Raw genomic sequence first — 1,249 nt, 5'->3', positions numbered from 1 at the left:
CGCCGATGGTGGCGCGCCCAACATCAACCAGTACGGCAACTCTTACCAACTGCTCCCGGCTGAATGGGTAGGACCGTTCTACCTCCAGTAAGTGAGGGCGCCGCTCCTGCATTTTTTTGGTCCCGTCGTGACGGAGGGCTGCGGTTGTTCTCCATAGAATGGAGCCCAGTCATCTGATGATGTGCGGGCTCCCAGCAAGCCTCACCCAGCTCTTTTGCGCCAAACGACACCGGGGTGACACAGCCCCGTGGGAAGGAACGAATGCAGATCCATGCCAAGTCATGTTTCTCCATGTTGCTGGTGGCGCTGGCCAGTGTGTCGATCTTGACTGCTTCCGGCCTGGCGCATTCGGAAGTGAACTCTCCTGGCCAAGTTGAAGCGCTCGCTGGCAAGTCCCATCGAGTTACTGACCAGCGCGGCGAAACGCCGGGCAGCGCTCAGTCCTCCCGCACGATCGTGGCAAGTCTGGAAGCCACGCGTTTGAGTGGTCCGGCGCCGCTGGCGGTGCAGTTTGACGCTACCGGTACCACTTCCAGTCTGGCGGGTCAGCACCCGTTCCACCAGGTCCGCTACTCCTTCAATTTCGGTGACGAGCGGGGCCAGACATGGCCGATATCGGGTCTGCCCAAGAATGTGCAGTCGGGCGGTCCTCTGGCGGCACACGTATTTGACGAGCCCGGCACCTATCAGGTGCGTGTCCGCGCAACCGATCTGGCGGGGGGGTACTCGGAGCGCTCGGTCAGCGTGGAGGTACTCGATCCCAACGTGGTCTATGCGGGGACGGGAACGATCTGCGTGTCGGCGGCGGGCAACTTCTCGGACTGCCCGGACGGGGCGTCGCGCGTGGCGATGGTTCCCAGTTCAGCGGCGCTCAACAGTCGTCGGGTGTTGTTGCGCCGAGGTGAGACGTTCGGCTCCATCGAGATCGGACATGGCAGCCAGAACGTGCAGGTGGGGGCGTTCGGAACCGGTGCGAAGCCTCGGGTGAATCGCGTGCTGGTGGGTGGCATAGGTCCTACTTCGTCGGCATTCCCGCGCGACATCACCGTCATGGATCTCAACATCCTTCAGAGCCTGGAGCAGTTCGTGACCATGTCTCGTCTGCTGGTCTACCGCAACACCTTCGACGTGCCAACGGGTGAGCTCACCACGGCCCAGATCAATTTGGCCAGTGCGCTGGCCTACATCGTTCAGAACCACAAGCTCGCCCCCAGCCAGTACCACCAGCCCAGGGAACTGTTTGTTGTAG

At 61.9% G+C, this 1,249-nt stretch carries 1 protein-coding gene; it reads left to right on the top strand.

Going from position 1 to position 1,249, the window contains the following annotated elements; all coding sequences use genetic code 11:
- Nucleotides 1–261: 261 nt before the first annotated feature.
- Nucleotides 262–1,249: PKD domain-containing protein (locus HFL01S_RS24425; RefSeq protein WP_157539138.1), on the top strand; the 988-nt coding region annotated here is incomplete at its 3' end.

The sequence above is a fragment of the Hydrogenophaga flava NBRC 102514 genome, assembly GCF_001571145.1.
GTDB classification, from domain to species: domain Bacteria; phylum Pseudomonadota; class Gammaproteobacteria; order Burkholderiales; family Burkholderiaceae_C; genus Hydrogenophaga; species Hydrogenophaga flava.
This window is presented reverse-complemented; position numbering and strand designations above follow the sequence as displayed.